The sequence below is a fragment of the Campylobacter sp. P0109 genome, assembly GCF_002138755.1.
In the GTDB taxonomy this organism is placed as follows: Bacteria; Campylobacterota; Campylobacteria; order Campylobacterales; family Campylobacteraceae; genus Campylobacter; species Campylobacter devanensis.
In genome coordinates this window covers 40,304-63,660 of sequence record NZ_MJKK01000001.1, presented here as the reverse complement: position 1 = coordinate 63,660, position 23,357 = coordinate 40,304, and the positions used below count along the sequence as shown (strand labels likewise).

Below are 23,357 nucleotides of genomic sequence, written 5' to 3'. Positions count from 1 at the left end.
TCAAATCCTTAATTTTAGTAGTTTTTCAGCATCTGCTAGGCTAGATTTTGTCCCATCTCCATATGAGCTTGGATTTTGTGCGCCTAGCATCGTCTTTAGTAGTGAGTCATAGAATTCTTTGACCACAACTACTGATTTAGCATACTCTTTATTAAATTTTTGGAGAGTTTCTAATGAGTCTCTTAATTGAGCTAATCTATCTTTTATCTCATCAGATAATATACTAGCTAAATCTGTGCCAGCATTAGCTTGAGCTAGTTTGACTAATTCATTATCAAGCTGAGATTTAGTTTTTTCAAATTTTCGGACTAATTCGGTTTTTTTCTTGCTGTGGTCATCTACATGTGAGTGGTCAGCTTTTTGAATATTTTCTATATCTTGCTTAGTGATTGCTATTAATTCACCAAGCTCCGATATAGCCTCGTCTAGATAGTGTTTTACCATATTTTGCTCCTTTGATTACTCAAAGAAGCAGTTAAATTTAGACCAAAGAATCTGCGATTTTTTTAGAAAGGGCGTCTATATCTACTTTATACTCGCCTTTTTGTATCATCGCAGTTAGCTCTTTTATCTTAGAGTTACCACTACTTTGAGTTTGTGTTAATTGTTCGTTTTTTTTCTCTTCGTTTTTTGGTGTTACAATGCTATTATAGATAGCACCTGCTTTTATAGAACCTATCATTGTAAATCCTTTTTAGCTAATTATTTTATTTAAGCTAAATCGGAAAAATTCAACTTTTATTTAGGCTCTCTCTTTTAAAAAATTATATAACAACTCAGAAAATCCAAATCCACCACTTAGCGCCTTACTCATTGCATCATTATACATAGAGTTATAAATCTTATCGCCTGGATCTTCTGGAAATAGCGGATTTTCATTTTTTAATGCAATATCTAAAACCTCCTTAACCAAAAATGCCTCAAAAGCATCAGTTTGCTCTCTAAGCGCTACATCATCAACAGGTTTTGTATTGCCTATATTTTGCGTACTTGCAGCATTATACGCACTAAGTGCTGCGCTAGTATCTACTCTCATCATATCACCTCCACGCCAGCTTGGATCGCTCCAGCTCGTTTTAAATTCTCAATAATTGCTATAATCTCTTTTGGTGTTGCACCTAGCTTATTTAAAGCCCTTGTGATATTAGCTACTGTGACATTTCCTTGATTCATTTTAATTGTGTTTGTATTAGTATTAATCGCTACATTACCGATATCTACATCACCAGCAGCAGGTGCAGCCGGATCAAATCCGCTTCCATCAATCTGAATTGTAATAGCGCCATGGGAGATTATAACAGGCTCAACCTTGATATTTATGCCGCTTATTACCGTACCTGTACGCTCATCGATTATAATCTTATCTTCAGCCTTATAGTTCATATCAGTCTCTAGCACACTAGCTAAAAACTCCACCATACTAATACCAGATGGCTTAGTTAAAGTAATGGTTCTAGGATCAAGCGCCATTGCCGAACCAGCACCAAATTTAGATATGATAGTATTTTGCATATCTATTGCAGTTTGAAAGCTTGAATTTTTTAGACTTAAATTTGCATTTGGTTTATTATAGATATCATATACTACCTCTTTTTCAACCAAAGCACCATCCATTATAGTTGCAACCGTTGGATGATTTCCGCCTTTTGCAGTTGAACCACCAAGCGTTAAAGCGCCTTGAGCTAGAGCGTAAATATCACCATCAACACCCTTAAGTGCTGTAAGCAAAAGCGTTCCGCCAATTAAATTTTTAGCATCACCAATGGAACTAACTGTAACATCTAGATTATCACCTTGACGAGCAAAAGGAGGAAGCTTTGCTGTAACCATAACAGCAGCTGTATTTTTAGATTTGATATCATTTGGATCGACTTTGACATTGACCGTTTGAAGCATATTTGATAGCGATTGAATGGTAAATTCGCTACTACTACCATCGCCTGTGCCATTTAAACCAACAACCAATCCATAACCGATTAGTTGGTTATCACGAACACCTACAACACTAGCTAACTCTTTAATCATAGCAGCCTGTGCGCTAAGTGCCATAAATAATGCTAGAAGCAATATTTTAATCGCTTTCATACAAGTCCTTTACTTTATTTGTAAATTCAAATAATTTCTTGTATGTAAAGCAATTTTTATTCCAAATTTAATAAGGTTGATTATCTTATATAAAATTTATTTTAATGTTCTTTTAGCGTGGCAACAAAGTCGCCACTAAAGAACCCGAGCAACATAAAGGCACAGCGATACTAACTATCGCTGGCTTTGTTGCGAGAATAAAGGCTTTAGCCCCACCAAAAGCCCCACTGGCGTGGGGTAACATTTTTTAATGTTCTTTTAGCGTGGCAACAAAGTCGCCACTAAAGAACCAAACACTAAAGCCCCACTGGCGTGGGGTACCCCTGTTATGTAAAAGTTCAAAGTATTACTTAGGATTTACAGTATCTTTATACATCGCTTTACCGCCAGCAATCTCTTTGATTACTATTGAGCGTTCTGCGTTGCCTTTTTTATCTATATTGATTATACCTGATACGCCTTCAAAGTTTTTGCTATTTTTGATCTCTTTATTTACGCACTCTCTATCAGCCCCATCAGCACATCTATTCATCGCATCTATCATTAAATAGTATGAGTCAGCACCAAGTGCTGTAAATCCAGGGACATTATTATCTCCATTTTCTTTTGCATATGCTTCTACAAAGGCTTTTGATTTAGCTGTTGGTGGGTTTGAGCTATCAAATGCATCTGTATATAGATATCCATTTGATGCATCACTAGCAAGCTCGATAAATGTGTCATTTGATACACCATCACCACTAGCAAATTGCGATTTTACCCCTATTTGTCTAGCTTGGCGTACTAGCAGTGCAGCTTCTGGATGATAAAATGGCATATACACTAGATCAGGATTTAAGCTATTTATCTGTGATACTATCGCTTTAAAATCCTTATCGCCGCTACTGATTTTTAGCTCTTTTAGTAGCTTGCCACCTTGTTTTTCAAACTCTTTTTTAAAGGCTCTTGCTAGACCGATTGAATATGATGTAGATTGATCTACTACTAACACAGCTGTTTTCATATTTTGACTTACTGCCCATGAAGCAAAGCTAGTCCCTTGGAATGAATCCATAAATGTAACTCTAGCACCGTATTTAGCACGATCTAGTAGCTTATCAGCTGTGGCAGCTGGAGCTATCATAGGCACCTTTTTTTCATCTGCGATTTGTAATACTTGTTGAGTGTTACCAGTAACCATTGCACCGATTAGACCGCTTACTTTATCTTCGCTTACTAATCTTGTAGTAGCTGTAGCTGTCTCTACTTTATCGCCTTTATTATCTACTAATACTAGAGTGATAGTATCTCCATTTTTTAGTGTTGGTTCTAGCTTGTTAGCTAATTTAATACCAGCCCATGCTGTTTGACCATATGCTGCTACAGCACCAGTAATAGGTAAAACTACACCGATTTTAATCTCTTTAGCAGCAGCTGAGCTAATAGCCACCGCAGCAGCCAAAGCAATTAATGAAAGCTTTTTCATTTGTATCCTTTATATATTTTACTACAAAATTTCGATTGATAAAGCAAGATTTTATCTAAATTTGACTTTAATAAATTTGAATTTATGATTAGGTTTATCCGTATCTTCAAAAGATGCTAGTTTTGCATTTTGACTATCAAATCTATATCTTGCATAACACGATACATCTATATTTTTAATAGCTTCTTCAAGTGATGTAGCGTTTGCTACGCTTGTTAAAGCACCTGCAGCTACGATTGCAGCTAAGCTTAGTTTAACTAATTTTATTACCTTTGTATTGATTTACTCTAAATAACTACCTTGAGTAGTTGGGGTAGTTTTGATATCATCATTTTCATCCTCATCTACGGCAAAGGCATTATCACCTTTTAAATATGCTATTATATGGCCTAAATCTTTTAGACTCATCCTAATTGCAATAGGTCTCATTATATACTTTAATCTACCGCCATACTGAGCATCACCTCTATATCCAGCCATTGAGTCAGCTATATCATCTCCGCTCATATCGCTTAATCTTTCTGAAACTGACATAGCCCTTTTAGTGCCTTTTTCGCCGTGGCAGGATTTGCAGTTTTTCTCATATAGCTCTTTACCTTTATCGCTGTTATAATTAGCATTTTTATTTATACCGATATTTATAAATCTATCATCTTCATCATCATCAAATTTAGATGATTGCTTATTGCTATTTTCATATACTTTTACGCTTAGATTATTATCTTTGGCGTGTTTTTCTACTAGGGCTTTTAACTCCTTGCCAAACTCTCCATCAGCTTCTATTATATAGCTATCATTTGCAGCTATTAGATTTGAGGCTATTAGTAATGGTATCGCCCATTTTGTTATTTTCATTTTTTTCCTTTTGTTTTAATATGCTATTATCAATTTACTATTACTACAATTATAAGACATTGCAAAATTTTAATTAGCAACTATAAGGTATGATTTTATCTAAATTTGACTTTAAGAAATTTGAATTTGTGATTGAACTTAATGGATAAAAAGTATAAAAAAGGGAGTCTAGCTATCTAGGCTCCCCAAGAGATTTAAACCCTAATTATATTAGAAGTTATATCTAGCTTCAAATCTTAGGTGTTTAGCATCATCTTCTTTGTTGTCTCTATCAATGTATGAGTACCAAGTTTTGAAGTTAAGTTTTTTGCTGTATTTATAATCTACTCTAGCTACTGCTTCGTATGCATCTACATAATTACCTCTTTCCTCAGCTCTAGAACCTACATAGTCAGCACCTACTCTTACTTTATCAGCAAATGTATAGCCAGCTGTTACGAAGTAGATACTTTGATCAGCAGAGAACAAAGTATAATCTAGTAGGTCTTCACCAGCTGTGATAAAGCTTCCTTGGTCTTCGAATGAAATTAGAGAAGCGCCATCGCCTTGAGTATTGATATTTACATACCCTACGCTACCATCGAAGCCAAATGCTTTAGCACCTAGCTCAACAGCTAAGAATGTAGCATCATCTAGGTTATTATCACTAAAATTAGTAAATGTGTAATTTCCATTGTTGTCTTTTTCTACTGTTCTATAGTTATGAGCCCATACACTTGAACCAGCAGCTTGAGCTTGTAGGCTTAGATCTACACCACCTAGATTAGCTCCTACTGTTACATCTAATGCATATAGTTGAGCTACACTATCAAGAGCTGCATACCATACTTGGAAGCTTACTGGATCATATGAGCCGATAGCAGCTACACCATATAGGTTTCTATCATATACATATTCTCCGTCTGCAACTACGCCAGTAACCTGATTCACGGCTGCTTTTTTACCAAAAATTGCAGCTTTTGTACCCATATCACCATCATTGCCTTGTAGGTTATCAAATGCTATAGCAGCTAGAGTCAGACCGCTGATATCGCTATTAAGAACTTTGATACCAGTACCTATCATATCATCAGTGAAGAATGTACCTAGAACTTGGCGACCAGCTTGGACAGTTGTGTTACCTGCTGTATATCCTAGGTAGAATTGGCGAACATTGAATGTTTGACCATATTCACCAAAGCCATTATCATTAACGCCTACATTGGTTTGAGCTTTAGCTCTCTCACCAGACACATCAACGCTATCATATCTAAATCCGATAACACCAAAGAAGTTATCATCTAGTGCAGCTTTGAAATCTATATCAGATGTAAATCTGTGAGCGTTTGCAGTATTTTGTCCTGCAACAGTTGTAGTTTTTTTGCTATCAAATCTATATCTTGCATAGCCTGATACATCTACATTTTTAATAGCTTCTTCAAGTGATGCAGCACTCGCTACGCTTGTTAAAGCACCTGCAGCTACAATAGCAGCTAAGCTTAGTTTAACTAATTTCATTTTATCTCCTTATTAAAATATTGGATTGAGAATTGTAATGATTTTTTACTTAATGTTTACTGAATTTTTGCCAAATTATTACCGACTATTTACCAAATTTTACTCTTTTATAGCGATTTAAGCAGTAAGTAGGCTAATTATAAAATATAGGTGTTAGCATATCCCCATAACGCAATTATACTATATACAATCTACTAATTTTTAAACTTTTCTACTAATTGCCTTTTTAAAAATCGCTCCATAAGGGCTAAATTTATCTATCTTATCGCAGGTTTGTTCTAAACTCTCATCATCTTTTAAAGAATTTAAAATCAACTCCATAATCATAACTGCATCTTTTGGATCGATATGAGTGGGGCATTTTTTAGCGTGAGTGTAGTGAGTGTGTATTTTAGTAACAAGATCGCTATTTTTAATCTCAACAATTGCAGTCTCAAGAGGAAGCTTTAAAAACATTCGTTTTTCTTTAGGATTTACCGATAGATAAAACATATCAAGGCCATAAATTTTCTTATCATATGAATCAAAAAAATATATAGATTTATTAAGATTGTCACGAAAAGTAACAATCATCAACTCTAGAATTTGAATTTTCTGCTCTTTTGTATAGAAATTTCCAATATTTGCAAAGCAAAACTCCAACAAAGACTTAATACTATACCACTCAGCCGCCCCAAAACTATATGCACGCATCTTTAGGCCACGCTTTTTGCGATATTGTGCAGCTTCATCGCTATCAAAATCTTTATAAACGCTACTAGTTACAAAATCTCTATATGCTGGATTTGGAAATGTAGGGTGTAAAATCAACGAACCTTCATTTTCATTTTCATAAATATACTTTAGTAAATTCTCATAACCATCATCAATAAGGCGTAAATCTCCATCATCAAGCCCATCAATATAGCGATAAAATTCGCTCTCATCGCACTCCCAAATATCTTTACTATAACGAAAATGGCTGCAAATAAGCGACTTTACCTCATCGCTTGGGGATTTTTTATCGCTATTTTCTATCCATGAGAGTAAAGTTCGGCGATCTTTCCCTAAAATTGTTGCAAATTTACTCATTGATAGCTTAGATTTTTCAAATATTATTATAAATCTCTCCATCGCATTTAGCATTTTAACCTCCATATTTATTAAATGTTACTAATCGTAACATACTAAAAAATTTAATCAAATTTTACGCAAATTTTATCTCAAAATTCTTGCTAAATTATGCAACATTTTAACTAAATTTTGTATAAATTTTGTGCAATTTTCAAATTTTATGAGCATAAATTTACAAATTGTAACAAAATTTAACATTTTAATTTATTTGTTAAACCCTTATAATTGCACTAACAAAACAAGAAAGGATTACTATGAGTTCTAGCCCTTATCAAGAGTCTTATGATCTCTCCATTAATGAGCCAGAAAATTTCTGGGCATTAGCTGCTCAAAAAGTTCATTGGTATAATGAATGGGATAAAGTTTTAGATGATAGTGGGGATCACTATAAATGGTTTGTTGGCGGGTGTATGAATACATGCTATAACGCCCTAGATTTGCATATACACAATAACAGAGGGGATCAACTCGCTTTGATATATGACTCCCCTGTTACTGATACTAAGAAGAAATATACATATAGACAACTTCGAGATAGAGTCGCCAAAGTCGCTGGAATCTTGACAAATAAAGGCGTTGTCAAAGGCGATAGAGTTGTGATATATATGCCGATGATGGCTGAAGCTGTAATTGCGATGCTAGCGTGTGCTAGGATAGGCGCTATCCATAGCGTGGTATTTGGTGGGTTTGCTGCTCATGAGCTTGCTACTAGAATCGAAGATGCTAAGCCTAGAGTTGTGATAAGTGCTAGTTGCGGTATCGAAGTAAGCAACATAATACCATATAAACCAATCTTAGATGAAGCCATCAAGCAATCATCGCATAAGCCTACAACTTGTCTGATTTGGCAAAGACCACAATATAGAGCAAATATGCTCCCATGGCGTGATATCGATTGGGAGAGCGAAGAAGAGAAAACCAAAGGCGTGGATTGTGTGCCAGTGTTAGCTACTGATCCGCTATATATTTTATACACTTCAGGCACCACAGGCTCACCAAAAGGAGTTATAAGATCAAATGGCGGTCATAGCGTAGCTATGAAGTGGTCAATGGATAATATCTATAATGCCAAACCTGGCGATGTATTCTTCGCTGCTAGTGATGTGGGTTGGGTTGTTGGCCACTCATATATAGTTTATGGGCCACTTATGAATGGTTGTACCACTATAGTATATGAGGGCAAACCAGTTCGCACGCCTAATCCGGCTGCGTTTTGGCGAATTGTAGATGAGTATAAGGTAAATGTATTGTTCTCAGCGCCTACTGCATTTCGTGCTATTAGGCGAGAAGATTCTAAGGGCGAACTTATTAAAAAATATAATTTAGATAGCCTTAAAGCAATCTTCGTAGCCGGTGAGAGATGTGATAGTGATACGCTAAAGTGGATAATGAAAGTTACCAAAAAGATAGTAGTAGATAACTGGTGGCAAACCGAAACCGGCTGGGCTATTGTCGCTAATCCATTAGGATTAGAAGAGATGCCTATAAAGCCAGGTAGCCCTACAAAACCAATGCCGGGATTTAATCTAAAAGTCCTTGATGAAAATGGCAAAGAGTTAGGAGCTGGTAAAAAAGGAGCCTTATGCCTTAAATTACCACTTCCGCCGGCTTGTTTAATGGGAATTTGGGAAAATGATGAGAGATATAGAAAAGGATATTTAGATCACTTCAAAGGCTACTATCTCACAGGCGATACAGGCTATATAGATAAAGATGGTTATGTATATGTATTAGGTAGGATGGATGGAATTATCAATGTAGCAGGTCATAGGCTATCTACTGGCGAGATGGAGGAGATCATATCTAAGCATCCTGATATCGCAGAGTGCGCCGTAATTGGTGTAAATGATGATTTAAAGGGTGAAGTTCCTATGGGATTTATAGTCTTAAAACAAGGAATCGAAAGAGATCATAGAGGGATCGTAGATGGAGCCATAGCTCTAATCCGCCAAGAGATCGGTGCGGTTGCTAGTTTTAAATTAGCTTGCGTGGTTAATGCCTTGCCAAAAACTAGAAGCGGTAAGATTTTGCGCAAAAGCTTAAAAGAGTTAGCAGATGGCGTTGAATGCAAAATTCCAGCAACAATAGAAGATCCTAGCGTCTTAGATCATTGTAAAGAGGTGATTGCGACATTAGGTTACCCAATAATAAAGGAGAAAAAATGAGTATAAAAAGTCCAGGAAAAAGCTTTAGAGAAGCTGTAAATTCAAATAACCCACTTGCGGTATTAGGTGTTATAAACGCATATAGCGCCCTTCAAGCTACAAAGCTTGGAGCAAAAGCTATATATCTATCAGGTAGTGGCGTAGCTAGTGCTAGCTATGGTCTGCCTGATCTTGGGATTGTAGGCCTTGAAGATGTCTTAATCGATGTAAGACGCATAACTTCAAGAGTAGATACTCCGCTTTTGGTGGATGTTGATACTGGATTTGGTGGTGCTTTTAATATAGCTAGAACAATAAAAGAGCTTATAAAAGCCGAAGCGGCCGCTTGCCATATAGAAGATCAAGTAGCTCAAAAGCGTTGTGGGCACAGACCAAATAAAGAGCTTGTAAGCATATCTGAAATGACAGATAGATTAAAAGCTGCCCTAGATGCTAGAACTGATGAGAATTTCGTAATCATGGCTAGAACAGACGCACACGCTATGGAGGGTCAGCAAAAAGCTCTAGAGAGAGCCTTAGCATATGAAGCTACTGGGGCTGATATGATATTTGCTGAGGCTGTCCATACCTTAGAAGAGTATAAAGAGTATACAAAGGCTCTTAAAGTGCCTGTTTTAGCTAATATAACTGAATTTGGCAAAACTCCATATTTTACCCAAAGTGAGCTAGCAAGTGTAGGTATAAAACTGGTGTTATATCCACTTTCAGCTAATAGAGCGATGAATAAAGCCGCCGTTGAAGTCTTTAATAGCATTATCAAAAACGGCCATCAAAAAGATGTCTTAGATATCATGCAAACTCGTGAAGAGCTATATCAAATGTTAGATTATTATGAATTTGAAAATAAATTAGACCAACTATTTGCAAAGGATAAAAAATGAGTATCAGCGAAGCATCAAAAAAACAAGGCGGATTAGCTGGAGTTATAGCCGGTGAGAGTGCGATATGTACTTGCGGAACTGGCAATGGGTTGAATTATTATGGTTATGCTATTGAGGATTTAGCAGAACATTGTGAATTTGAAGAGGTTGCATATTTATTACAATATGCTAAACTTCCAAACGCAAATGAGTTAAAAGATTATAAAAGCAAAATTATAGCATCTCGCCCTCTTAGCGTTGAGCTTAAAGCTATGCTAAAGCTCATACCAAAAGGCGTTCATCCGATGAATGTATGCCAAAGTGCTGTTGCTTTGCTTGGAACTTTAGAGGCTGAAAAAGATGATTTTAGCGATCAAGATGATAAGATTATCCGCCTTCTTGGTGTCCTTCCTAGCGTTATTTGCTTTTGGCATAACTATATAAATGGCGGTAAAGAGATAGATTTTGAGAGTAAAGAAGATAGCATAGCTGGGTATTTCTTGGAAAAATTACACCAAAAAACGCCACCGGCTGAATTTGTAAAAGCTATGCATTGCTCACTAATTTTATATGCTGAGCATGAATTTAACGCATCTACATTTACGGCTAGGATTTGTGCCTCTACAAAAAGCGATATTTTTTCGGCCGTTGCTGGTGCTATAGGCGCTCTTCGTGGGCCACTTCATGGTGGGGCTAATGAGGCGGCATTTGGGCTAATTTCTAGCTTTGATAATGTAGAAGATGCTATAAATGGAGTAAATCAAAAACTAGCTAATAAAGAGCTATTAATGGGATTTGGGCATAGGGTTTATGGAGTTGGCGGTGATCCTAGAAACGCCGTTATCAAAAAATGGTCAAAAGCCCTAAGCAATAATCACAAGCTATTTGCTATTAGTGAAGCCATTGAGGGTGTAATGAAAGAAAAACGCCCTAGTTTGCCGCCAAATGCGGATTTTTATAGTGCGTCAGCATATCACTTTATGGGGATACCAACTGAGTATTTCACCCCTATATTTATAATGAGTAGAGTAAGTGGCTGGTGCGCTCACATAAAAGAACAAAGAGCTAATAACAAGCTCATTCGCCCAAGTAGCAACTACATAGGACCTGAGCCAATGAAATTTATACAAATACACCAAAGATAAGGAGAGAAAATGAGTAATATGGGAATATTAGAGGCTAAACGCCCTGAATTTGATGAGTTGCTAAGTAAAATCGCAAAATATGCTGATAGCTTTGAGATTACTAGCGAGTTAGCGTATGAAACGGCTAAATATACTATGATTGATGCCTTAGGATGCGGGATTTTGGCCCTTAAATATCCAGCTTGCGCTAAACTGCTTGGGCCAAGTGTTGAAGGGGCGGAATTTCGCCCATTAGGTAGCAAAGTTCCAGGCACTTCATATCAACTTGAGCCGATTCGTGCGGCCTTTAATGTAGGAGCTATGGTAAGATGGCTCGACTATAATGATACTTGGCTAGCGGCTGAATGGGGACATCCAAGCGATAATCTAGGTGCTATTTGGGCGGTGGCTGATTATGTAAGTCGCAAAAATTTATCTCAAGGCAAAGCCCCATTAAAGGTCAAAAGCGTCTTAGAAGCTATGATAAAAGCACACGAAATTCAAGGTATCTTAGCACTTGAAAACTGCTTTAATAAAGTTGGACTAGATCATGTTTTATTAGTTCGTATCGCCTCTACTGCGGTTGCGGCTAAGCTTTTAGGATGTAACTATGATGAAATTCGCAATGCAGTATCAAATGCCTTCATAGATGGTGGAGCCTTAAGAACATATCGCCACGCACCAAATACAGGTAGTCGCAAGAGCTGGGCTGCTGGCGATGCATCTAGTCGTGGGGTGGATCTAGCATTAAAAGCCAAAACAGGTGAAATGGGCTATCCATCAGCTTTGAGTGCGAAATTCTGGGGATTTGAAGATGTCAAAATGAGAGGCCAAAAGCTAGTAATTCCACAAGAATTTGGCTCGTATGTAATGGAAAATGTGCTATTTAAAATTAGCTTCCCAGCTGAATTCCACGCTCAAACAGCAGTTGAGTGTGCTATGGCACTTCATAATGAGGTCAAAGATCGCCTAGATGAGATAGAAAAAATAGTAATCACCACTCAAGAATCAGGCCATAGAATCATAAATAAAACCGGCGAATTAGCTAATCCTGCCGATCGTGACCATTGTATCCAATATATGGTGGCTGTGCCTTTGATATTTGGCAGATTAGTGGCTGATGATTATGAAGATAGCGTAGCCAAAGATCCACGCATCGATGCCCTAAGAGATAAAATGGTAGTAGAAGTAGATCCAAGATACACAAAAGAGTATCTAGATAGCGATAAAAGAAGTATCGCAAACGCAGTTGAAATCTACTACAAAGATGGCACAAAATCCAAAAAAGTAGAAGTAGAATACCCTATCGGACACAAAAGAAGAAGAGATGAGGGAATTCCACTATTAAAAGCTAAATTTAAAGCCAATCTAGCTACAAAATTTAGCCCAAAAACTTGCCAAATAATAGAAGATTTAGTAAATAATCAAAAGCTTTTAGAGAGCTATAATTTCAATGAATTTAGCGATCTATTTTGGCTAGGATAATCTAAAAGCCTAGGATTGCTCCTAGGCTAAATTTAAGCCAAATTCGCAAAATCCACTCTATAATCTTATTTATATTTTATTTTATTAATTTCAAATTTATTTAATCAATTTTTGGGTATAATTCTTAATTTTATTTTGCCTATACAAAGGATATTTTGATGAGTGCAGCCAAAGAGATGTTTGCGCAAATTGAAGAGCTATTTCGTGAAAATGCAAAAAGCTATGTAACATTTGAGCAGTTAGTAAGACTATTTGACAAAGCCCCAACCGCAGGACTGATCAAAAAGATAGAATCCCTAGCTGAATTACACAAAATTCAGCTTATAAGCGCTGTAGAAGCTGCTAAGCAAAAGACCATTCAAGAAGCAAAAAAATCCGCTATAACCGACCCGCAAAAAGCTAGCGAAGCTAATTTAGAGGATGAATTTGACCTAAGTAGCGAGAGCGATCTACTTGAGTGGAGTCGCTCAGATAGCCCTGTTCGTATGTATCTGCGTGAGATGGGACAGATCCCACTTCTTAGCAAAGAAGAGGAAATTGAAATTAGTAAAAAAATCGAACTAGGCGAAGATATTATCATTGATGCATTTTGCTCTGTTCCATATCTAATTGATTTTATCTTAGACTATAAAGAGCCATTAATCAATAGAGAGCGCCGAGTTAAAGAGCTATTTAGAAGCTTTGATGAGGAAGAAGCCGATGAAGAAAATGACGATGATATCGAAGAGGATTACATAGAAGATGATGAGTCAAATGAGACACAAAAACAGCCTAAAAAGCTTGATAAAAGAGCTGAAAAGGTAATAGAGAGCTTTAAAGCACTTGAAAAAGCTAAAAAAGATTGGCTAAAAATCGCTTCAAAACAAAATATCTCTATAGAAAATGAAGTTGATCTAAGTGCAAAACTAAATTTAACATTCAAAAAAAAGGTCTTAAAAGATAAATTAATGGATTTAGGTCCAACTAGCAAATTAATCAATGAGATTGTAAAATCTATTGAAACTGCTTTAAAAAGCGATACTGACTTTGATAAAGAGCTTAAAAGGCTTGAGTATAGACTTCCGATGTTTAGCGCTGAATTAAGAAAAAATCACCAACAAATCTTAAAAGATATCACTAAACTAAGCAAAGAAGATATAATAACTAGAGTCCCAGAAGCTACAATGGTATCTACATATATGGAGATCAAAAAGCTATTTCAAACCAAAGAAGCGAGCAAAACCGGCTTTAACCTAGATCCAAAAGATTTAAAAAATATCTTAAATCAGATCAAAAAAGGCAAAAATATCAGCGATGACGCTAAAGCCAAAATGGCAAAATCAAATTTACGCCTAGTTGTCAGCATAGCCAAAAAATATACTAATCGTGGGTTGCCGTTTTTAGACCTTATCCAAGAGGGCAATATAGGCCTTATGAAAGCTGTGGATAAATTCGAGTATAAAAAGGGATTTAAATTCTCCACATACGCCACATGGTGGATAAGACAAGCTATTAGCAGAGCTATCGCTGATCAAGCTAGAACTATTAGAATTCCAATCCATATGATTGAAACTATTAACCGAATTAATAAGATAAATAGAAAATATGTCCAAGAAGAAGGCAAAGAACCAGATGTTTCAATTATTGCTAAAGAGGTTGGCCTAAGTGTAGATAAGGTTAAGCAAGTTATCAAAATCACCAAAGAGCCAATAAGCCTAGAAGCTCCAATAGGTAGCGAAGATGATGGTAAATATGGTGACTTTGTAGAGGATAGAAGCGCATTAAGCCCGATGGAAGCAATATTAAAAGCTGATTTAAAAGAGCAAATTGATGAAGTTTTAGACCAGTTAAATGATAGAGAAAAAGCTGTAATTAGAATGAGATTTGGTCTATTAGATGATGAGAGCGATAGAACTCTTGAAGAGATTGGCAAGGAATTAAATGTAACTAGAGAGCGTGTCAGACAGATTGAAAGCTCAGCAATCAAAAAGCTAAAACACCCAAAAGTTGGTCGCAAACTAAAAAACTATATTGAGGGGTAAATTTGCAAGGGTTATGTGCTTTGAAATTTAAATCACTATGCCAAAAAATTAAATTTAAAGGCTCTACCCCCCCCTATTTTCTAAATTTTAAGGGGAAAATATGCTAAACTCAGCTCACAAAATACTAAGCCAAAGCGCTAAGGCCATGCCGCAAAAACTAGCATTTATCACCCCTAGTAACTCTATAACTTATATTAGCCTAGATGAGAAAAGTAGCGCCCTAGCTACACAAATTTTAAATTTAAATATCAATAAATCACCAATTTTAATAATTCTACCAAAGGGAATTGAGGCTATTATTAGCTTTTTTGGAGTGTTAAAAAGTGGTAATTTTTATACTATAATAGATGAAAATATGCCACTTAAGAGAATTGATAAAATAATTCGCACACTCTGCCCTGCTTTGCTTATTACTAGCAAGGATTTAGCGCTAAATTTGGATTTATTAACCATTTTTATTGATGACTTACCAGGTTTTAAACCTGATCAAACCATTCTAAATAGTGTTAAAATTATTGATACAGATTTAGCCTATACGCTATTTACTAGCGGAAGCACTGGCGAGCCAAAGGGCGTTAGTATCAGCCATAAAAGCCTAATAGATTTTACCATTGCTTGTGTGAATGATTTAGCAATCGATGATAGTCATGTAATCGCCAATCAAGCGCCATTTTATTTTGATTTAAGCGTTTTTGATATCTATGTTAATACATTTGTTGGTGCTACTACTCATATTTTACCAAGCTCTATTTTTGCTTTTCCGCTTAAAGTAGTTGAGTATCTAATCACAAATAGTGTTACTACCATTCTTTGGCTACCAAGTGTGTTAATATATTTTGCTAATTCTAATGCCCTAAATGGAGCAAATTTATCCCTTAAAATGATAATATCTTGCGGCGAGATGATGCCTACAAAACAGCTAAATTACTGGATAAAATCCATTAAAAATGCTAAATTTTATAATATATATGGCCCTACTGAAACAACTCTAGCAAGCTCATACTATATGGTTAATAGAGAGCTTAGAGATGATGAAATTTTACCAATCGGCAAGGCTTTTAGTAATACTGAACTTTTAGTCTTTGATGAAGATATGAAACTTATTACTAAACCAAATATAAAAGGTGAGCTATACATTAGAGGTTCAGGGCTAAGCTATGGCTACTATAACGACCCAGTTAAGACAGCTAAGGCTTTTATCCAAAATCCTTTACAAAGTAGCTACGCTGAGCCAATCTATAAAACTGGCGATATCGTAGCATATGATGAACATGGTGATTTGATATATTATGGTAGAAAAGATTCGCAAATTAAACTTAACGGCTTTAGAATTGAACTTGGCGAGATTGAGACAGTGCTTGGAACACATCCTGATATTTATAGAGTTGCGTGCATTTTTAAAGATTATCAAATCATTGCATTTTATGAGAGTGCTAATGTGATTACAAATTTAAAAGAATTTTTAAAATCAAAACTCCAAGAGTATATGATTCCACGCAAATTTATCTATAAAAATAAATTCAAACTAAATCAAAATGGAAAAATTGATAAGGAAGCGCTAAAAAATGAGTGAAGCTAAAATTTTATTAAATGAGATTGGTAGAGATGATATTAATGATGATAGCTCAAATTTATTAGATTGTGGGCTAATTGATAGCATTGATATCATATCCTTAGTTGCTGCTATGGCGACACGATATGGGAAGGATTTAGATGCAAAGTTTTTAAGTGCAGAGAATTTCCAAAGTATCGCTGCATTAGATAAGATGATAAAAGAGGCATATGGAGTATAAAATGGATTATGAAAAAGAGTATATTTACGCCCCAAAGTGCTATGAGAGTTGTGCTGGGTATTGCTGTGCTGGATTTACTAATCCAAATTTTAAGCTAATTCGCTCAAATTTCATCGCTTTACCACTTTTTGACATAGAGTATCAAGAGTATCTAAAAGCAGGTGCTATAAATGGCATGGAAGTAGCCAAAAAGAGTGAAAAATTTAAATTAAAAGGCGGACAAACAATAATCCTACACTGGCTTCACTGCGATAAAAAGGGGCTTTGTAATCCTCACGCCAATCGTCCATTAGTTTGCAAGTTATACCCGATCTTACCTAAAGTTAGCCCAAATGGTGAGATTTTAGGATTTTTTAATGGTACGATTTTTGATCTATTCTTTAGTGATAAATCTCATCCTTGTACTCTTATAAGAGAAAATAGACAAGAAACTCAAGATATGATAAAAGCCAATTTAAAAGATCTTTTAAAAGATCCAAATTATATATTTATATTTATGGTAGCAAATATCGCAGTAGAGCATTTGCAAAACTATATAAAAGCTAAATTTGGCACATATATCATTGATGATATAGCGCCTAATAAGTTAGCTGAGTTTTGGAATGAAGTAGAGATGGCAATGGTGCTTAGACGTGCGTGGAATACGCATGAATTTGCCTTTGATATAGAAAAAACATATAAAAGCGTAGCCCAAATTTGGGGTGAGTTTTTACCAATTGAACCATGAATTTAGATGAAAAACTAAAAAAATCTGAGCGCCTAGAGAGTCGTCCGACTTACTATATAACTGAGTATATTTGGCGAGTTTTGATAATCCAAAGATTTATCTTGCCTTCACTCTTGCATACAGCTATTACGCCAAATTTAATTACAATCTTTGGTATGGCTTGTACTTTGCTAAGCTTTGCTTTGCTTTATAATGGATATAATGTTCTTAGTGGAATTTTTTATATTATTTATAGCTTAGCTGATCATACAGATGGAATGCTTGCTAGGCTTAGGGGACAAAGTAGCACTTTGGGTCATTATATGGACTATGCTAGTGATTATATAGCGTGGTTTGGTTTAATAGTTTTGGCTGGATATTTATATGATATTAATGCTTTTTTAGTGAGTTTTATATGTGTTATTTTACTTTTTCATCAGCAATTTTGTAAGCATTTTATCCATCCTCGTCTAAAAAAGCTTAAAAATATCCACCGATTTGGGTTAAAAAAGTGGCTTTTAGAGCGTGGGTTTTTACTTGGGATTGATGCGAGTTTATTAGCGTGGATTTTAGCCTTTGGGATATTTAGTGGTGAGTTTGAAATTTGCTTTTATATCCTTGGGATGATATATATTTCAGATATCATTTATAGACTTTTTGAGTTAAATTTGAATTTCAAAATACAAAAAAAATTAGGGGGGGGGGTAGATGGGCTTTAAAGACAAAACCTATATCATAACTGGTGCCACATCAGGTATAGGTAGATGTATAGCTCGTACTCTAGCTAAAAAGGGCGCTAGACTCTTATTGCTTGGTAGGGATATTAAAAGATTAAATTCGCTCAAAAATGAACTAAGCTTAACAAGTCAAACCAGTCATAGTGTAGCAGTCTTTGACTCTAATAATTTAGATAGTATTGAGAGCGCCGTGGCTGAATTTGCTAGCAAATTTAAACTAAATGGCTTTATTCATAGTGCTGGAGCTCTCAATCCAATGCTACTGCGTGATCTAAATTTAGCCAAAATGCATGAGTTAATAAATATAAATCTATTAACATTTTTTGCGCTTGCAAAATCTGCACTAAAGCATGGTAGATAAGCCAAGAGCGACACTAGTATAGTAGCTATTAGCTCTATGGCTGCATTTGGTGCTGAGCCTGGTCTAAGCGTATATAGTGCTAGTAAGGCTGCACTAAATTCAGCCGTACGAAGTCTAGCTAAAGAGTATTCTAAAAAAGGAGTTCGCATAAATGCTGTAGCACCATTATTTGTCAATACACCGATGTATGAGAGCTTTACTAGTGAATTTATATTTCAAGAAACTCAAAATGAACGATTAAAAGAGATAATGCCACTTGGATTGATTGAACCTAAAGAGGTGGCTGATTCGGTTTTGTTTTTGCTTAGTTCTAAAGCTAGTAGAATTACTGGAGAGTGTCTTAAAATCAGCTCAGGGGGGGGGGATTTAGGCTTTGGTAATTCTAAATTCGAGTGTTAAAATGGAAAGCAATATATGAAGATTGCATACTACCTACCAAATGAGCGTGTAGATAATGAATATTTTGCAACCTTAGCTAATAGCGATGAGTGGAGCTGCGAACAAATTTATAAAAAATCTGGTATCTTAAGCCGCCAAAAATCTGCTGATGATGAGCTAACTAGCGACCTAGCTGCTAAAGCTGCGTTAAATCTAGCCAAAAAATATGATATAGAACTTACTAGCGTTGATACCTTGCTGCTTTGTACTCAATCGCCCCAGTTTCTACAACCAGCAACTGTCTATCTGCTTCATCATAAGCTAAATTTACCTAAAACAACAAACGCTATGGAGATAAATATAGCGTGTAGTGGCTACATTCATGGTCTATTAGTGGCTAAATCATTAATACTATCTAATAGCGCTAAAAAAGTACTACTATGTACAGCTGATATGTGTTTTAAAATGTTTGAGCATAGCGATATGGCTCAAAGGATACTCTTTGGTGATGGAGCTAGTGCTACGATAATTGATGAGAGTAACGCTCATAAAATTGCTCAGGTGATTAGCGGTACAGATGGGAGTGGATTTTTTAGTATGTATAAACACCATGGAGGTTATGCTAGTCCATTTAATGGGCAAGATCCAAAAGATATAGCCCTAACTATGAATGGCCCTGAGGTTTTTTTATTCACTATTAGAGAGGTACCAAATTTAGTTAGGCAAACTCTAAAAGCAAATAATTTAAACAGTGATGATATTGACTTTTTTGTCTTTCATCAAGCAAATTTATTAATTTTAGAAGCCATTACTAAATCGCTTAAACTTGAGCGCTCAAAGGTAATTTTTGATATAGAAAATATAGGTAACACATCATCATCAAGTGTGCCAATTGCCCTAAAAAGAGCCATAGAAAATGGCACTATAAAACCAGGTTTTAAGGTATTAATAGCTGGTTTTGGCATTGGGCTTGCATGGAGTGCTACAGTAATAGAGATCTAAAAGGATAAAAATGGATACAAAAATAGCAAAATTTAAAGATGTAATAGAATGTGATGAGACTCTAACACCGCAAACCCCGCTAGACTCCATAGCCGAGTGGGACTCAATGGGCAAGATTAGTACAATTGTAATGTTGGCTGATGATTATGGTTATACACTTACATACGATGAGTTAAAAGAGCTTAAAATCGTTGGTGATATATTGGATTTGATGAATGAGTGAATTTAATAGATATGGTGTCAAAATCGAAAAATTAGAGCTAAAAGATATAGAGATTTTGCGTAATTGGAGAAATGACCCCAAAATAGCCAAAGTTATGCTAAGCCAAAATGGCACACACATAACCAAAGAAGAGCAATTAAAATGGTTTAACTCTATCCAAAATCAGCCAAATTCGCTATATTACATGGCTTTTGTGGGTGGCGTAGTTATTGGGTATTTTTGTTTTCAGCAAATTGATTGGCAAGCCCGCACTGCTATACCAGGCGAAATCATCTCCATACCACAGTACCTAGACGAAGCTAGAATCACGCTTGGGGCATACTGTGCTATTTATGATATGGGCTTTGAAAATTTAGGTCTTAAAAAGCTAAAAGCATATTGCAAACTAGAAAACAAACGAGCCATCCGTATGGCAAGATTGCTAAATTTCCAAACCACTCACACAGATAATCAATGCATATATTTTGAGCTTGACAAAGATGATTACTACCAAATGCGAGATAGCCTGATAGCTAAACTTGGCTTATCATGATTGGGAATGGCGTGGGATTAATATTATAATTTTTACGCTTTTAAATACCATTTAATCACAATTAAAAGCAAATTTAGAAGTAGCTAAATGCTATATATTTTGATTAAAAATCTTATGATATTTATCCATATATCCAAAAATCTAAAAAGACGAAGTTTTGTATAAAGCCATAGGGGGGATTGCATCCCCACTTTCGTGGGGCAAGGCTAATGAGCCTTGACAACAATTATACAAAGTAGTATAATTATCGTAAATACAAAATGCAACATAACTGTTCTCCTTTCTATGGAGACAGAATTTGCCATAGGGGAGCCAACCCTATGGCATATCCCCATAACAAAATTATAGCATTACAATCTTCTAATTTATCTTAAATTTAGCGTTGTCTGTGCTTATCTCTTTTCCTATTAGAGCTATCAGATATAATCAAAGTTTCGATTTGATTTAAAATATCTTGTGCGTATCCATCTGTGATATTAATCTTATACTTGCTTATTAGCTTATGATTTAATATCTCATCTTTTAGTAGCAAATTTAACTCATCTTCTCCAGAGTAAATAATCTTTTCTCTTATACTAAAAAGAGTATTTTCTTTAAAATAATGCGGATATTCTTTTAATAAATATCCTAAATCAAAAAAATCTCTAATCTTATCTCTACCGCTAAACGCAGTTGCTTTCATCTCTATAAGATCTTCTATACAATATACATTTACATTATCAAATTTATTATATTTTAATCTATTTGAATTTAATAGTGATTTATTTCTACTGCTAATTTCAATTTTTAAAGGATATTTGCCTAGATGCGAAACAGAGCCATAATCAATCATAAATCTAAAAACCATATCAGTATCTTTTTTGATGCTAATGTTCCACTTATTAAAGTCTTTACATTGTTTTAGCCTATTAATACAATTCATATTGCTAGTCAAACAATCAAAATCCAAATCCTCAGAATATCTATTTAAGCCATAATACAAGCTTAAAGCAGTTCCGCTTTTTAGAATAAATTCACCTCCAAAATATGGAAGTATATTTTTAATGAAATCTATTCTTTCTTGTTGATACTCTTCTAGCATTATTGTTCTTTGTCAGCAAAATAAAGCTTTGTAAGCTCATATTTCATAAAATAATCGACTTCTTTATCAAAATTTATAGATTTTAAATAACCAAAAAGCTCTTTTTCATCTTCGTCATCCAAGTAGTCTCTAACGCAGTTTTTCAAGCCAGTGAATTCTTTCATATAGACCAAATCAGCAATAGCTCTTGCGAAACTAGCTACATATTCATCTCTATTAAGCATAGGTATGAAGTGTTTTTTTATACCTTTATTTCCTAGAATTTCATTATATTTATATTTTTTTATATCATCTTTATTGCTTAAAAAGCAAAGTGGATGCCAATCTGCCACCAAGCCTTTTTCATTTGGAATATTCAAAGCTTCCCAACCAGATATATACTCTTTCATTTTAATTTCTTACTAAAATATATCTTCCGCAAATAAGCTTTCGCTTCGCCATTAGGGCGTAAGTTTTTAGTGTTGTGATTTTCGTTTTTTGCTTTGTTTATATGCTTTATAGCTAACAAACGCAAATAATACGATAGTTATGGCTAAAATAAGATTTTGACCAGCCATTGCTACTCCTTTTTTTCTAATTTTATACAAATCCACATAATCCCAACACTTAATGTTGTGATTAAAAAAGATTGTATCGTAAAAACGCCATTTAGTAAGGCGAAACTTCCATTAACAAATAAGCCTAAGCCTATGTTTTTAATTAGCTCATTCATTTTTGTATTTTAGCATAAATCCATCGCACACATTATATATGGCTAACTTTTCTCCATTCAAGCCATCATAAAATTTGGTATGCTTTACTTTGCAATTTGTAAAATCAATCATTCTAAAATATACCTTTTCCAAGTTTAATTAAACTAATACAAATAGAAGTTATCCAAAGAGACAAAACAAAAAACCCCAAAAATTTTGCGTATCCATAAATATAATCAACAAGGTCGTCTCCAAGCCATTTCTTTACTTTACTAGTAATGCCAATCTTATGAAATATCCAAAGCGGAAGAAGAAAAAATAGTGGAACGATAAGTGTAGGTATTATCAATATATAACCTATAATGTTTTTATGGACAACTCCATATTCGACAAGAATTGTTAATAGTATAAAAATCGCAAATGGAGCAATCATCCAAAATATTTTAGGTTTAAAGCCACTTTTCCAAAATTCTTTTCTAGTCTCTCTTTCAAATTCGCTACGCTGATGCCCAAGTTTAAATATCTCCGCAAGTTCTCTCTGTCTATCGTGCATATTTCCCATTCCAATACTCCTTTAATTTATTAACATAATTATAACTAAAATGATAGCAAAACAGACTAAAAATCAGAATAAAATTATTAAATTAATGATTTTATTAATCTAATAATCATTGATTAATGAACATTTTTTAAATTTGATAAAACCTTAAAAACAAATAACCAAGAAAATATATTAACAACCCCTATAAACGCACAAAACACCCCCCCCCTAAAATCAAAAAAGAGAGAAAAACAATATAATCTATCACGAAAAAATCAAAAGCTCTTAAAACTAAATTTTGTGATAAATAAAGATATTGATATATATAAATTGAATTTTTAGAAGAAAAAAAGCTTAAACAAAATTCTTATGAAAAATAAGAGTTGTAATACATTAAAGATAATATATTTTTATATATGAATTAAAAAACAAAAGATTAAAGTCATATTTATGAATTTCAATACTTTGCTAAATCTGTTATCTAAAGACAAGATATAAATTATAAATATAGCCATAAATAGCGACAAGAGTATAAAATACAACTATATAATATGTAATTTCTACAATCTTATTTTTCATTTTAAGAAATTTACCATAATTATAATCAGTATTTTTTATAGTTTCAGAACTCTCATATTCCA

Annotated in this window: 23 protein-coding genes and 2 pseudogenes; 13 read left to right on the top strand and 12 right to left on the bottom strand. The window is 34.7% G+C overall.

All coding sequences use genetic code 11. The features are described from left to right. The 9 genes from flgN to CIGNP109_RS00285 all read right to left on the bottom strand — a co-directional run bounded on the left by flgN (nucleotide 1) and on the right by CIGNP109_RS00285 (nucleotide 7,027). Nucleotides 1–444, bottom strand: coding sequence for a flagellar export chaperone FlgN (gene flgN, locus CIGNP109_RS00325; protein ID WP_086224077.1), 444 nt, complete (start codon nucleotides 442–444; stop codon nucleotides 1–3). Nucleotides 445–481: 37 nt separating this feature from the next. Further along, nucleotides 482–682 carry a flagellar biosynthesis anti-sigma factor FlgM gene (locus tag CIGNP109_RS00320; protein ID WP_086224076.1) on the bottom strand — a complete coding sequence of 67 codons (201 nt, stop codon included), beginning with the start codon at nucleotides 680–682 and terminating at the stop codon, nucleotides 482–484. Nucleotides 683–742: 60 nt separating this feature from the next. Next, the gene (locus CIGNP109_RS00315; protein WP_179186957.1) at nucleotides 743–1,036 is read right to left on the bottom strand and encodes a rod-binding protein; all 294 of its coding nucleotides are present in this window, start codon (nucleotides 1,034–1,036) and stop codon (nucleotides 743–745) included. Next, a complete protein-coding gene (locus CIGNP109_RS00310; RefSeq protein WP_086224074.1) occupies nucleotides 1,036–2,085 on the bottom strand; it encodes a flagellar basal body P-ring protein FlgI in 1,050 nt (349 codons plus the stop codon). The genes CIGNP109_RS00315 and CIGNP109_RS00310 overlap by 1 nt, the downstream gene beginning before the upstream one ends. 346 nt (nucleotides 2,086–2,431) lie before the next feature. Further along, complete coding sequence (locus CIGNP109_RS00305; protein WP_086224073.1) at nucleotides 2,432–3,550, bottom strand: ABC transporter substrate-binding protein; 1,119 nt, start codon at nucleotides 3,548–3,550, stop codon at nucleotides 2,432–2,434. 51 nt (nucleotides 3,551–3,601) lie between these two features. Then, nucleotides 3,602–3,787: a major outer membrane protein gene (locus CIGNP109_RS08350; protein ID WP_442861885.1), complete on the bottom strand. Its 186-nt coding sequence runs from the start codon at nucleotides 3,785–3,787 to the stop codon at nucleotides 3,602–3,604. A 45-nt stretch (nucleotides 3,788–3,832) separates the two neighbouring features. Continuing rightward, on the bottom strand, nucleotides 3,833–4,405 hold the full coding sequence (locus CIGNP109_RS00295) for a c-type cytochrome (RefSeq protein ID WP_086224072.1): 573 nt from the start codon (nucleotides 4,403–4,405) through the stop codon (nucleotides 3,833–3,835). Nucleotides 4,406–4,615: 210 nt separating this feature from the next. Then, nucleotides 4,616–5,902: a major outer membrane protein gene (locus CIGNP109_RS00290; RefSeq protein WP_086227769.1), complete on the bottom strand. Its 1,287-nt coding sequence runs from the start codon at nucleotides 5,900–5,902 to the stop codon at nucleotides 4,616–4,618. Nucleotides 5,903–6,103: 201 nt separating this feature from the next. Further along, on the bottom strand, nucleotides 6,104–7,027 hold the full coding sequence (locus CIGNP109_RS00285; RefSeq protein WP_086224070.1) for a hypothetical protein: 924 nt from the start codon (nucleotides 7,025–7,027) through the stop codon (nucleotides 6,104–6,106). 242 nt (nucleotides 7,028–7,269) lie between these two features. On the opposite strand from CIGNP109_RS00285, the pseudogene CIGNP109_RS00280 reads away from it, so the two are divergent. The 13 genes and pseudogenes from CIGNP109_RS00280 to CIGNP109_RS00215 all read left to right on the top strand — a co-directional run. After that, nucleotides 7,270–9,176: pseudogene (locus CIGNP109_RS00280) on the top strand (propionyl-CoA synthetase); the annotation flags it as partial. After that, nucleotides 9,177–10,061 carry a methylisocitrate lyase gene (prpB, locus tag CIGNP109_RS00275; RefSeq protein ID WP_086227768.1) on the top strand — a complete coding sequence of 295 codons (885 nt, stop codon included), beginning with the start codon at nucleotides 9,177–9,179 and terminating at the stop codon, nucleotides 10,059–10,061. Further along, nucleotides 10,058–11,185 carry a citrate/2-methylcitrate synthase gene (locus tag CIGNP109_RS00270; protein WP_086227767.1) on the top strand — a complete coding sequence of 376 codons (1,128 nt, stop codon included), beginning with the start codon at nucleotides 10,058–10,060 and terminating at the stop codon, nucleotides 11,183–11,185. Before prpB ends, CIGNP109_RS00270 begins: the two co-directional genes overlap by 4 nt. A gap of 9 nt (nucleotides 11,186–11,194) precedes the next feature. Then, nucleotides 11,195–12,649, top strand: coding sequence for a 2-methylcitrate dehydratase (gene prpD / locus CIGNP109_RS00265; RefSeq protein ID WP_086227766.1), 1,455 nt, complete (start codon nucleotides 11,195–11,197; stop codon nucleotides 12,647–12,649). A gap of 158 nt (nucleotides 12,650–12,807) precedes the next feature. Beyond that, nucleotides 12,808–14,670, top strand: a complete 1,863-nt coding sequence (rpoD, locus tag CIGNP109_RS00260) for an RNA polymerase sigma factor RpoD (protein WP_086224065.1) — start codon at nucleotides 12,808–12,810, stop codon at nucleotides 14,668–14,670. Nucleotides 14,671–14,770: 100 nt separating this feature from the next. After that, nucleotides 14,771–16,243 carry an amino acid adenylation domain-containing protein gene (locus tag CIGNP109_RS00255; protein WP_086227765.1) on the top strand — a complete coding sequence of 491 codons (1,473 nt, stop codon included), beginning with the start codon at nucleotides 14,771–14,773 and terminating at the stop codon, nucleotides 16,241–16,243. Beyond that, nucleotides 16,236–16,463, top strand: coding sequence for a phosphopantetheine-binding protein (locus CIGNP109_RS00250; protein ID WP_086227764.1), 228 nt, complete (start codon nucleotides 16,236–16,238; stop codon nucleotides 16,461–16,463). The genes CIGNP109_RS00255 and CIGNP109_RS00250 overlap by 8 nt, the downstream gene beginning before the upstream one ends. After that, entirely contained in the window at nucleotides 16,453–17,190 is a 738-nt protein-coding gene (locus CIGNP109_RS00245; RefSeq protein WP_086227763.1) for a hypothetical protein, read from the top strand. The genes CIGNP109_RS00250 and CIGNP109_RS00245 overlap by 11 nt, the downstream gene beginning before the upstream one ends. After that, a complete protein-coding gene (locus CIGNP109_RS00240; protein WP_086227762.1) occupies nucleotides 17,187–17,888 on the top strand; it encodes a CDP-alcohol phosphatidyltransferase family protein in 702 nt (233 codons plus the stop codon). The genes CIGNP109_RS00245 and CIGNP109_RS00240 overlap by 4 nt, the downstream gene beginning before the upstream one ends. After that, nucleotides 17,878–18,666, top strand: a pseudogene (locus CIGNP109_RS08560) (SDR family NAD(P)-dependent oxidoreductase). Before CIGNP109_RS00240 ends, CIGNP109_RS08560 begins: the two are co-directional and overlap by 11 nt. 15 nt (nucleotides 18,667–18,681) lie before the next feature. Beyond that, nucleotides 18,682–19,647: a ketoacyl-ACP synthase III gene (locus tag CIGNP109_RS00225; RefSeq protein WP_086227759.1), complete on the top strand. Its 966-nt coding sequence runs from the start codon at nucleotides 18,682–18,684 to the stop codon at nucleotides 19,645–19,647. Between the two features lie 10 nt (nucleotides 19,648–19,657). Next, nucleotides 19,658–19,870, top strand: a complete 213-nt coding sequence (locus tag CIGNP109_RS00220) for a hypothetical protein (RefSeq protein ID WP_086227758.1) — start codon at nucleotides 19,658–19,660, stop codon at nucleotides 19,868–19,870. Then, a complete protein-coding gene (locus tag CIGNP109_RS00215) occupies nucleotides 19,863–20,402 on the top strand; it encodes a GNAT family N-acetyltransferase (protein ID WP_086227757.1) in 540 nt (179 codons plus the stop codon). Before CIGNP109_RS00220 ends, CIGNP109_RS00215 begins: the two co-directional genes overlap by 8 nt. Before the next feature lie 376 nt (nucleotides 20,403–20,778). On the opposite strand, the gene CIGNP109_RS00210 is transcribed toward CIGNP109_RS00215, so the two are convergent. From CIGNP109_RS00210 to CIGNP109_RS00200, 3 genes are all read right to left on the bottom strand, one after another. Further along, entirely contained in the window at nucleotides 20,779–21,483 is a 705-nt protein-coding gene (locus tag CIGNP109_RS00210; protein WP_086227756.1) for a nucleotidyl transferase AbiEii/AbiGii toxin family protein, read from the bottom strand. Next, the gene (locus tag CIGNP109_RS00205) at nucleotides 21,483–21,872 is read right to left on the bottom strand and encodes a hypothetical protein (protein ID WP_086227755.1); all 390 of its coding nucleotides are present in this window, start codon (nucleotides 21,870–21,872) and stop codon (nucleotides 21,483–21,485) included. The genes CIGNP109_RS00210 and CIGNP109_RS00205 overlap by 1 nt, the downstream gene beginning before the upstream one ends. Before the next feature lie 436 nt (nucleotides 21,873–22,308). Further along, nucleotides 22,309–22,737 (bottom strand): hypothetical protein, encoded by a 429-nt coding sequence (locus CIGNP109_RS00200; RefSeq protein WP_086227754.1) that lies wholly within the window; start codon nucleotides 22,735–22,737, stop codon nucleotides 22,309–22,311. Between the last annotated feature and the right edge of the window lie 620 nt (nucleotides 22,738–23,357).

Excerpts from the sequence above, each read along its gene's own strand:
- prpD (WP_086227766.1), top strand. The coding sequence starts at position 11,195 with ATGAGTAATATGGGAATATTAGAGGCTAAACGCCCTGAATTTGATGAG.
- CIGNP109_RS00205 (WP_086227755.1), bottom strand. The coding sequence starts at position 21,872 with ATGAAAGAGTATATATCTGGTTGGGAAGCTTTGAATATTCCAAATGAA.
- CIGNP109_RS00295 (WP_086224072.1), bottom strand. The coding sequence starts at position 4,405 with ATGAAAATAACAAAATGGGCGATACCATTACTAATAGCCTCAAATCTA.
- CIGNP109_RS00200 (WP_086227754.1), bottom strand. The coding sequence starts at position 22,737 with ATGGGAAATATGCACGATAGACAGAGAGAACTTGCGGAGATATTTAAA.
- CIGNP109_RS00240 (WP_086227762.1), top strand. The coding sequence starts at position 17,187 with ATGAATTTAGATGAAAAACTAAAAAAATCTGAGCGCCTAGAGAGTCGT.
- CIGNP109_RS00290 (WP_086227769.1), bottom strand. The coding sequence starts at position 5,902 with ATGAAATTAGTTAAACTAAGCTTAGCTGCTATTGTAGCTGCAGGTGCT.
- CIGNP109_RS00285 (WP_086224070.1), bottom strand. The coding sequence starts at position 7,027 with ATGCTAAATGCGATGGAGAGATTTATAATAATATTTGAAAAATCTAAG.
- flgN (WP_086224077.1), bottom strand. The coding sequence starts at position 444 with ATGGTAAAACACTATCTAGACGAGGCTATATCGGAGCTTGGTGAATTA.
- CIGNP109_RS00220 (WP_086227758.1), top strand. The coding sequence starts at position 19,658 with ATGGATACAAAAATAGCAAAATTTAAAGATGTAATAGAATGTGATGAG.
- CIGNP109_RS00305 (WP_086224073.1), bottom strand. The coding sequence starts at position 3,550 with ATGAAAAAGCTTTCATTAATTGCTTTGGCTGCTGCGGTGGCTATTAGC.
- CIGNP109_RS00310 (WP_086224074.1), bottom strand. The coding sequence starts at position 2,085 with ATGAAAGCGATTAAAATATTGCTTCTAGCATTATTTATGGCACTTAGC.
- CIGNP109_RS00250 (WP_086227764.1), top strand. The coding sequence starts at position 16,236 with ATGAGTGAAGCTAAAATTTTATTAAATGAGATTGGTAGAGATGATATT.
- CIGNP109_RS00315 (WP_179186957.1), bottom strand. The coding sequence starts at position 1,036 with ATGAGAGTAGATACTAGCGCAGCACTTAGTGCGTATAATGCTGCAAGT.
- rpoD (WP_086224065.1), top strand. The coding sequence starts at position 12,808 with ATGAGTGCAGCCAAAGAGATGTTTGCGCAAATTGAAGAGCTATTTCGT.
- CIGNP109_RS00210 (WP_086227756.1), bottom strand. The coding sequence starts at position 21,483 with ATGCTAGAAGAGTATCAACAAGAAAGAATAGATTTCATTAAAAATATA.
- prpB (WP_086227768.1), top strand. The coding sequence starts at position 9,177 with ATGAGTATAAAAAGTCCAGGAAAAAGCTTTAGAGAAGCTGTAAATTCA.
- CIGNP109_RS00255 (WP_086227765.1), top strand. The coding sequence starts at position 14,771 with ATGCTAAACTCAGCTCACAAAATACTAAGCCAAAGCGCTAAGGCCATG.
- CIGNP109_RS00215 (WP_086227757.1), top strand. The coding sequence starts at position 19,863 with ATGAGTGAATTTAATAGATATGGTGTCAAAATCGAAAAATTAGAGCTA.
- CIGNP109_RS00270 (WP_086227767.1), top strand. The coding sequence starts at position 10,058 with ATGAGTATCAGCGAAGCATCAAAAAAACAAGGCGGATTAGCTGGAGTT.
- CIGNP109_RS00225 (WP_086227759.1), top strand. The coding sequence starts at position 18,682 with ATGAAGATTGCATACTACCTACCAAATGAGCGTGTAGATAATGAATAT.
- CIGNP109_RS00320 (WP_086224076.1), bottom strand. The coding sequence starts at position 682 with ATGATAGGTTCTATAAAAGCAGGTGCTATCTATAATAGCATTGTAACA.
- CIGNP109_RS00245 (WP_086227763.1), top strand. The coding sequence starts at position 16,453 with ATGGAGTATAAAATGGATTATGAAAAAGAGTATATTTACGCCCCAAAG.